Origin of the sequence: Nocardia sp. NPDC023733, assembly GCF_040639775.1 — a bacterium.
GTDB classification, from domain to species: Bacteria; Actinomycetota; Actinomycetes; order Mycobacteriales; family Mycobacteriaceae; genus Nocardia; species Nocardia rosealba.
Window position 1 is genome coordinate 175,774 of record NZ_JBFAAN010000010.1, and the last position, 9,094, is coordinate 184,867.

At 69.0% G+C, this 9,094-nt stretch carries 8 protein-coding genes; 7 read left to right on the plus strand and 1 reads right to left on the minus strand.

The features are described from left to right. Positions 1-101 precede the first annotated feature (101 nt). The 7 genes from kstR (at position 102) to AB0F86_RS28070 (ending at position 8,383) form a co-directional block, all read left to right on the plus strand. On the plus strand, positions 102-716 hold the full coding sequence (kstR, locus tag AB0F86_RS28040; RefSeq protein ID WP_181701167.1) for a cholesterol catabolism transcriptional regulator KstR: 615 nt from the start codon (positions 102-104) through the stop codon (positions 714-716). 175 nt (positions 717-891) lie between these two features. Beyond that, positions 892-3,477: a trehalose-phosphatase gene (gene otsB, locus AB0F86_RS28045; protein ID WP_356986670.1), complete on the plus strand. Its 2,586-nt coding sequence runs from the start codon at positions 892-894 to the stop codon at positions 3,475-3,477. Positions 3,478-3,657: 180 nt separating this feature from the next. Further along, positions 3,658-4,542, plus strand: coding sequence for a zinc ABC transporter substrate-binding protein (locus tag AB0F86_RS28050; RefSeq protein ID WP_356986668.1), 885 nt, complete (start codon positions 3,658-3,660; stop codon positions 4,540-4,542). 143 nt (positions 4,543-4,685) lie between these two features. After that, a complete protein-coding gene (locus AB0F86_RS28055; RefSeq protein WP_225281476.1) occupies positions 4,686-5,486 on the plus strand; it encodes a metal ABC transporter ATP-binding protein in 801 nt (266 codons plus the stop codon). Further along, a complete protein-coding gene (locus tag AB0F86_RS28060; RefSeq protein WP_356986667.1) occupies positions 5,486-6,352 on the plus strand; it encodes a metal ABC transporter permease in 867 nt (288 codons plus the stop codon). Before AB0F86_RS28055 ends, AB0F86_RS28060 begins: the two co-directional genes overlap by 1 nt. Positions 6,353-6,392: 40 nt before the next feature. Further along, entirely contained in the window at positions 6,393-7,565 is a 1,173-nt protein-coding gene (locus AB0F86_RS28065; protein ID WP_181701176.1) for an acyl-CoA dehydrogenase family protein, read from the plus strand. Between the two features lie 14 nt (positions 7,566-7,579). Beyond that, positions 7,580-8,383, plus strand: coding sequence for an enoyl-CoA hydratase-related protein (locus AB0F86_RS28070; protein WP_225281368.1), 804 nt, complete (start codon positions 7,580-7,582; stop codon positions 8,381-8,383). Between the two features lies 1 nt (position 8,384). On the opposite strand, the gene AB0F86_RS28075 is transcribed toward AB0F86_RS28070, so the two are convergent. After that, a complete protein-coding gene (locus AB0F86_RS28075; RefSeq protein ID WP_067495645.1) occupies positions 8,385-8,663 on the minus strand; it encodes a hypothetical protein in 279 nt (92 codons plus the stop codon). Positions 8,664-9,094 lie beyond the last annotated feature (431 nt).

Below are 9,094 nucleotides of genomic sequence, written 5' to 3' on the forward strand. Positions count from 1 at the left end.
CCACTCCTAGAACATGTTCTAATATCCGGGGTGGGTGTAAGTCAAGAGACCTTCACCGGCAACCATGTTCTTCCGCCGTACTCAGCGAAAGGGTTTCCACGATGGACAGTCCCGCACCAACGCCCACCGTGACAACGCTGTCCGAAGAGGAGCTGAGTTCCGCCGCGCAGCGTGAACGCCGCAAGCGTATCCTCGACGCCACCCTCGCCCTCGCCTCCAAGGGCGGCTACGACGCGGTGCAGATGCGCGCGGTCGCCGAACGCGCCGACGTGGCCGTCGGCACCCTCTACCGCTACTTCCCCTCCAAGGTGCACCTGCTGGTGTCCGCTCTGGCAAGGGAATTCGAGCAGTTCGAGAGCAAGCGCAAGCCGCTGGCAGGCGACGGTCCGTCCGAGCGCATGCACGGCCTGCTCACCCAGATCACCCGGATGATGCAGCGCGACCCGCTGCTCACCGAAGCCATGACGCGCGCGTTCATGTTCGCCGACGCCTCCGCCGCCGCCGAAGTGGACCGCGTGGGCAAGGTGATGGACCGGGTGTTCGCCCGCGCCATCGCCGACGGCGAACCGACCGAGCGTCAGCTCGCCATCGCCCGCGTGATCTCCGATGTGTGGCTGTCGAATCTGGTGGCCTGGCTCACCAGGCGCGCATCTGCGACCGATGTCACCGAGCGCCTCGAGCTCACCGTCGACCTGTTGCTGGGCGATCGCGGATAACCCCTGCTCACCCGTCGGTACGGCCGGACGAGGACCGACGGGATTAGCCGCGAGGTCGCGGACTACCCGGACGACACTCGTGCGCACAACCCGCCGCGCCGCTCGCGCGCGAGAATTGACCCAGTATTGTTTTTGGCGCCCCCTGATCCACTCCTCCCATCACTAGGTTGGATGCGTGAGCGCACAGGAACTGCCCTTGGATGTCCGCCGTGCACTGGCGTCGGTCGCACGAGTGCCACGGCTATTGGTCGCCTCGGACTACGACGGGACAATCGCCCCGATCGTGTCCGACCCGTCGAAAGCGTTTCCCCAACGGGAATCGGTGAGTGCGCTACGCGCGCTCGCGGGGCTGGCCAATACGACGGCAGCGGTGATCTCCGGTCGGGCGCTACGCGATCTCGCCGCGCTGTCGCGGCTCCCCGTCGAGGTGCAGCTGATCGGTAGCCACGGCTCCGAGTTCGATGTCGGCTTCGTGCATGCCATCGACAACGACGCCAAGCAACTGCTTTCGGAGATCCACGCCGCCTTCGCCCAGATCGCCGCCGACAACCCCGGCGTCACCGTGGAGATGAAACCGGCGAGCGCCGCACTGCACGTGCGCAACGCCAGCCCCGAAATCGGCAGGCGCGCACTGAATGCCGCGCGCCAGGGCCCGGCGTGCTGGGTCGGGGTGCAGGTCACCGAGGGCAAGGCGGTGATCGAACTCGCGGTGATCCCCACCGACAAGGGCACCGCGCTCGACACGATCCGACATCAGGAAAGCGCCTCGGCCGCAGTGTTCTTCGGCGACGACGTCACCGACGAGAAGGCCTTCCGGGTGCTGTCGGGCCCCGATGTGGGCATCAAGGTCGGCGAGGGCGAGAGCCTGGCCAAGCTGCGCGTCGACTCCACCGAGGACGTGGCGCGCGCGCTGGCGTTCCTCGTCGAGGAGCGGCGCACCTGGCTCGCCGGTGCCAGCGCACCGCGTATCGAGCGGCTGAGCATGCTCGCCAGCCCGCGCTCGGTCGCCCTGCTCACCCCCGACGCCACCGTCACCTGGTTCTGCCACCCCGAACCCGATTCGGCGGCGGTGTTCGCGCACCTGCTCGGCGGGTCGGCGGCCGGTCACTTCTCGGTGGCGCCGGAGCGGCCGAGCCTGCCGTTGTCGCAGCGCTATGTCGACGGCACCATGACCGTCGAAACCCGGTGGGCCAGTTTGCAAGTGGCCGACTACCTGCCGCACGACGTGACCTCCAACCGCACCGATCTGACCCGCGTCATCACCGGTACCGCCAAGGCCGTCGTGCACTTCGCGCCGCGGCCGGAGTTCGGGCAGGTGCCGGTGCGAATCGAGGCCGTGCACAACGGGCTTCGGGTGAGCGGCACCAACGATCCGATGGTGCTCCGCTCCCCCGGCGTGCAGTGGGAGATCACCTCCGACGGCATCAGTGAGCAGGCGCGCGCCGTGGTCGATCCGGCGGTGGCGCCGGTCGTCCTCGAATTGCGCTGCGGTACTGCCGATCTCGCGCCGTCGATGACGCCGGAGTCGCAGCGCCGTCAGCTGGCCGAGCGGTACTGGACCGAGTGGGCGAGCGGTCTGCAATTGCCGCCGCTCAAGCCGGACCTGATGAAGCGTTCGGCACTGACCCTGCGCGGACTCGTGCACCGCCCGTCCGGATCGATCCTCGCCGCCGCGACCACCTCGCTGCCCGAGGACATCGGTGGCGTGCGCAACTGGGACTACCGCTACTGCTGGCTGCGCGACGCCTCACTCACCGCGCAGGCACTGGTCACGCTCGGCTCGCTCACCGAGGCCGAGGAATTCCTGGACTGGGTGCACAAGGTGCTCGCCACCCTGCCCGGCCCCGAGCGGCTGCACCCGCTGTACACGATCTACGGCGAGACGCTGCCGCCCGAGGCCGTCATCGACCTGCTGCCCGGATACGCCGGTTCGCGGCCGGTGCGCGTGGGCAACGCGGCCAATATGCAGGTGCAGCTCGATGTGTTCGGCCCGATCGTCGACCTCATCACCACCCTGGCGCAGGAACGGGAACGCCAGGGCGCCACCGACGCGGCCGAGGCGCTGCCCGACGCCGACTGGGAACTGGTGCACGCCATGGTCTCCGCGGTGCAGCGGCGCTGGACCGAACCCGATCACGGCATCTGGGAGATCCGCGGCAACCCGCGCCACCACGTGTACTCGAAGGTGATGGGCTGGCTCACCGTCGACCGCGCGCTCACCCTCGCTCAGCGTTTCGATCGCGCCATCGATCCCGAATGGGTGACCCTGCGCGACACGATCGCCGAAGAGGTGAAGGCCAAGGGCTGGAACGAGGAGGTCCAGTCCTACACCGCGGCCTACGACGGCACCGACCTCGACGCGGCCACCCTGCACATCGGTCTCAGCGGCCTGATCGACCCCGCCGACCCGCGTTTCGCGGCGACCGTCGTGGCCACCGAGGCCGAACTGCGCAGCGGTGCGACGGTTTACCGCTACCACCACGACGACGGTCTGCCCGGCGGCGAGGGCGGTTTCCACCTGTGCGCCGCCTGGCTGGTCGAGGCGTATCTGCTGATCGGCCGCCGCTCCGATGCCGAGGCGTTGTTCGCACAGCTCGTCGCCGCGGCCGGCCCCACCGGCCTGCTCAGCGAGGAGTACGACCCCGTCGCCGAGCGCTCCCTCGGCAATCACCCGCAGGCCTACAGCCACCTCGGCCTGCTGCGCTGCGCTCAGTTGCTGAGCCAGCAGTCGCGCCTGCCGGTCTCGTCGGGTCAGGTCTGAGCGCGGGAAGTTCCGGCAGACGGCCGGCGTTCTCCATACGGGGAACGTCGGCCGTTGTCGACAGGCGGCCTGGTTCACGCCCCAGCATCATTCCTGCTAATCTAAAACGGTAACGATTTCCATTATGATCTGACGCACAGCCGTGTGTGGTCCGGTCGTGGTTTGCCCCAGGAGTCCCGCGTGAACAGTCGAATCGCCCGTGCGTGTGCCGGTCTCACGGCGGGAGTGGCGGTCGCCGCCGTCCTGACGGCCTGCGGCGGTGGCTCCGAGGAGTCCGGCACTCCCTCGGTCGTGGCGTCCACCGATGTGTGGGGCTCGGTCGCGAGCGCGGTCGCCGGGCCGGACGCCCAGGTCAGCGCCATCATCACCGATCCGGCCGCCGACCCGCATTCGTTCGAGACCTCGGCGACCGATACCGCGAAGATCAGCGACGCCGAGCTCGTGGTGTTCAACGGCGGCCACTACGACGAGTTCATCGAGCAAGCCATCTCCGGTAAGGACAAGCGGACCGTCGAGGCGTTCGAGGAGCGCACCGACAAGAGTGACGAGAACGAGCACGTCTGGTACGACGTCACCACCGTCGCCGCCGTGGCCGACCGCATCGCCGCCGAACTCGGCGAGATCGACGCGCCGCACAAGGACGCCTACACCGAGCGCGCCGTCGCCTTCAAGAACCAGCTGATGGGCATCAGCACCATCACCGGCGCCATCGCGGCGCAGACGCCGAACGCGGCGGTCGCCCAGTCGGAGCCGCTGGCGCACTACCTGCTGCTGGCCGCCAAGGCACAGGACAAGACTCCGCACGAATTCCAGGAAGCGATCGAGCAGGAGACCGACCCGTCCCCCGCCGCCGTCGCCGCCACCCGCGACCTCATCACCGGCAAGCAGGTCAAGGCCCTGATCTACAACACCCAGACCCAGGACAAGGTCACCCAGGACCTGCGCGCGGCCGCGCAGGCTGCCGGTGTGACGGTGGTCGAGGTGACGGAGACGCTGCCCGAGGGTGTCGACTACGTGCAGTGGCAGACGGCCAATGCCAAGGCGCTGGCCGCGGCTCTGCGCTGACGCTCGGAACTCGCGCTGCCGACGAACCGGCTCGCCGAATCCAGACCGCTGGAGATCTCACCGCTGAAAACTCGATCGAGGACCTCATGACCGACGCAACCGCCCTGTCGGCGCCCGGCACGACCGGCGCGCCTGCCGCAGGCATGGCCGGCGCGCAAGCGGATCCGGCGATCCGGTTGCGCTCGGCCACGATGTCGTTCGGCGAACGGACTCTGTGGAGCGACCTCGATCTCGAGGTTTCGCCTGGTGAGTTCATCGCGGTGCTCGGCCCGAACGGGTCAGGTAAGACCTCGCTGTTACGAGTGCTGCTCGGCACGCTCGGGCTCACCGCGGGCAGTGCCGAGATCGCCGGGCGGCGAGCCGGGGTGGGCAATCCGGGCATCGGGTACATCCCGCAGCAGAAGACGATCGACGCCGGAGTGCTGTTGCGCGGCGTGGATCTGGTCGGGCTCGGCGTGGACGGACACCGCTGGGGCCTGGGCTGGCGCAAACGTGGTGAACGGGCCGAGCAGGTCGAGGCCGCCATCGCCGCAGTCGGCGCGCAGAAGTTCGCGCAGGCCCCGCTCGAATCGCTGTCGGGCGGCGAGCAGCAGCGGTTGCGGGTGGCCCAGGCGCTCGTCGGCGACCCCTCGGTACTGCTGTGCGACGAACCCCTGCTCAGCCTCGACCTGGCCAACCAGCGCCTGGTGGCCGAACTGATCGACAAGCGCCGCCGCGAACACGACACCGCCGTGCTGTTCGTGACCCACGAGCTCAATCCGATCCTGCCGCTGGTCGACCGGGTGCTGTACCTGGTCGACGGCGAGTTCCGGATCGGCACACCCGACGAGGTGATGACCTCGCAGACCCTCTCGGAGCTCTACGGGACCGAGGTGGAGGTGCTGCGGGTGCGCGGGCGGCTCGTGGTCGTCGGCACCGGTGACGATATGGACGCCCTGGCCTGATGGACAAGCTCACCAAAGTGCTCACGTCGATGTTCGACATCGGCACCACCGCGAACCTGCTCGGCTACGACTTCGTGCAGCAGGCGCTGCTCGCCGCCGCCCTGCTCGGCCTGCTCGCCGGGCTGATCGGGCCGCTCATCGTGGCCAGGCAGATGTCGTTCGCCGTGCACGGGACCAGCGAACTGTCGCTCACCGGTGCGGCGGCGGCGCTGCTCGTCGGCGTGGGCGTCGGGTTCGGTGCCATCGCCGGTTCGGTGGTCGCGGCCGTGCTGTTCGGCTGGTTGGGTTCGCGTGCGCGCGAACGTGATTCGGTGATCGCGGTGGTGCTCTCGTTCGGGCTCGGCCTGTCGGTGCTGTTCCTGTGGCTGTCCCCCGACCGCGCCGGATCGAAGTTCTCGCTGCTCACCGGGCAGGTCGCCAGCGTCGGCTACGACGGGCTCGCCCTGCTGCTCACCTGCACCGCCGCCGTGCTGGCCGTGCTCGCCGTGGTGTACCGGCCGCTGCTGTTCGCCAGCGCCGACCCCGAGGTGGCGGTGGCGCGCGGCGTGCCGGTGCGAGCGCTGTCGGTGGTGTTCGCGGTGCTGCTCGGCATCACCGCCGCGTTCGGCGTGCAGATCGTCGGCGCGCTGTTGGTGCTCGCCCTGCTCATCACCCCGGCCGCCGCGGCCGCGCAGGTGACGTCGAGCCCGCTGCGGGCCACCGTCCTCTCGGTGATCTTCGCCGAGGTCGCCGCCGTCGGCGGGCTGCTGCTGTCGCTGGCGCCCGGCGTGCCGGTGTCGACCTTCGTCACCGGCATCTCGTTCACCATCTACCTGGTGTGCCGGGTCGTCGGACACCAGCAGCGCAAGCTCGCGCCCGTGCGCTGAAATCGCCACGGACCGCGCACGGCAGCGCGATGATTCATCCATGATCGATTTCTCGGTACCGGAGGATCTGGCCGCCCTGCGCGATCGGGTGCGCGCGTTCGTCGTCGACCGGATCGTGCCGTTCGAGCGCGATCCGCGGCTCACCGCGCACGGCCCGACCGACGAGTTGCGGACCGAACTGGTCGAGTTGGCACGGGCCGAGAAGTTGCTCACCGTGCAGGCGCCCGTCGAGTACGGCGGGCTCGGGCTCAGCCACGTGGAGCAGGCGCTGGTGTACGAGGCGGCCGGGTGGTCGACGCTCGGGCCGGTCGCGATGAACTGCGCGGCGCCCGACGAGGGCAACATGTACCTGCTCGGCAAGATCGCCGACCCCGAACAGATCGACCAGCATCTGATGCCGATGATCCGCGGGGAACGGCGGTCGGTGTTCGCCATGACCGAACCGGGCGGGGCCGGCTCGGACCCCGGGCAGCTCAGCACGCGGGCCGTGTTCGACGGCGAGAACTTCGTGGTCGATGGGCAGAAATGGCTCATCACAGGTGCCGACGGCGCCGCGACCTGGATCATCATGGCCGACCTGGCCGAGAACCCGCACCTGCCCGCCGGGCCGACGCTGTTCCTCACCGAGGCCGACACGCCGGGCATCGTCATCGAGCGGATCATGAACACGATGGACCGCAACTATGTGGGCGGGCACGCGGTGGTCCGATTCGAGAATCTGACGCTGCCGCCGAGTGCGGTGCTCGGCCGCACCGGTCAGGCCCTGCGCTACGCCCAGTTGCGTCTGGCCCCCGCCCGGCTCACCCATTGCATGCGCTGGCTGGGCGCCGCCGAACGCGCGCAAAGCATCGCCCTCGACCACGCGCGCACCCGCACCGCCTTCGGCAAGCCCATCGGGCAGCACGAAGGGGTGTCGTTCATGTTGGCGGACAACGAGATCGCGCTGCACCAGTGTCGGCTGACCATCTGGCACACCTGCTGGCTGATGGACCAGGGGCAGCAGGCCAGGCACGAATCGTCGATGGCCAAGTCGTATGTCTCCGAGGAACTGTTCAAGGTCACCGACCGGTGTGTGCAGGTGCTCGGCGGGATCGGGATCAGCGACGAGACCGTGGTGGAAATGCTGTTCCGCGACATGCGCGCCTTCCGGCTCTACGACGGGCCGACCGAGGTCCACAAATACGCGATCGGCAGACATCTGGTCGGCCGCTAGTACCATTCGATCCCATGAGTTCGGAACTGCTGGTCGATGTCCGCGCGGGCGTCGCGGTGCTCACGCTCAACCGTCCTGCCCAGCGCAACGCCGTCACGGCGACCATGACGGCCGAACTCGGGGCGGCCCTTCGCCGCTGCGACACCGACGACGCCATCCGCGCCGTCGTCATCACCGGTACCCCGCCCGCCTTCTGCGCCGGTGCCGACCTGTCGGCCGGTGCGGGCGGTGCGAGCGCAACGCTCGACCCGTCACCGTGGCAGGTGCGTAAACCGGTGATCGCCGCCGTGAACGGGCACGCCGTCGGCATCGGGCTCGCCCTCGCCTTGCAGTGCGATCTGCGCTATTTCGCCGACGACGCCGTGTACGGCCTGAGCCAGGTTCGGCGCGGTGTGCTCGCCGACGGCTACGCGCACTGGACCGTGCCCCGCCTGGCCGGGCTCGCCAACGCCGCCGACATCATGCTCACCGGCCGGACCTTCGACGGCGACGAAGCCAAGTCGATGGGCCTGGCCAATGCCAGCCTGCCCGCCGCCGAGGTGCTGCCGACCGCGCTGGCCGTCGCCGAGGACATCGCCGGTGGCCCCGCGCCGCTCCCCGTTGCCCTCACCAAGCGGCTCATCTGGGAAAGTCTCGGGATGACCCCCGCCGTGGTCGGGCAGCTCGAATCCGAGCTCAACGCGCACGTGGCCAAGAGCATCGACGGCGGAGAGGCGATGACGGCGTTCAAGGAACGTCGTCAGCCGAACTGGTCGGGCAGCGTCAACGACGAGTGGCCCGCCTGGGATGCCCCCGGCGAACGCCCGAGCCTCGACTAGCTCAGAAATTCCCGTTGCAGGACCCCGCCAGGTACAGCAGCGCGAAACAGATCATCAGAATCGTGCCGATGATCCCGCCGATGTACCCGATCAGCACCTGATGACGCCCACTGAGCCCACCGTAGGAAGCGTCGATCTCGTTGAGTGCCCGCTTCCCGAGCGTCCACGCGACCGGCCCGAAGATCCCGCAGCAGAACGGGCTGAGCAGCCCGAGCACGAGAATCATGTTCGCCTGCGGGTGCTCGACCGTCGGGCCGATCGGTTGATTAGGGATCGCCACCCCCCGAATTCTACGGTGTGCGACCACGATTCAGCGTCAGCAAACCACAAAGTCCGCCACCTACCGCACTCCCAGCCCACGCAACCCACCCGAGCCCGCCACCCACCGCATTCCCAGCCCACGTGGCACCACTCGAGTCCGCGATGACCGCATCCCAGCCCCGCACGACCCGAGTGGCACCACTCGAGTCCACCACCTACCGAATTGCCAGCTGCACGGCACTACTCAACTCCGCCACCTACCGCACACCCAGCCACGCAGTGCTACTCGAGTCCGCCACCTACCGCACACCCAGCCGCACGGCGCCACTCAAGTCCGCCATGACCGCATTCCCAGCCCCGCACGACCCGACCTCGAGGAGGGTCCGCCGCGAAGCGGCGCAGCGGCCCGGCCGCGCGAACAGCGCTCGAAGCGCACGCGCGAAGCGCAAG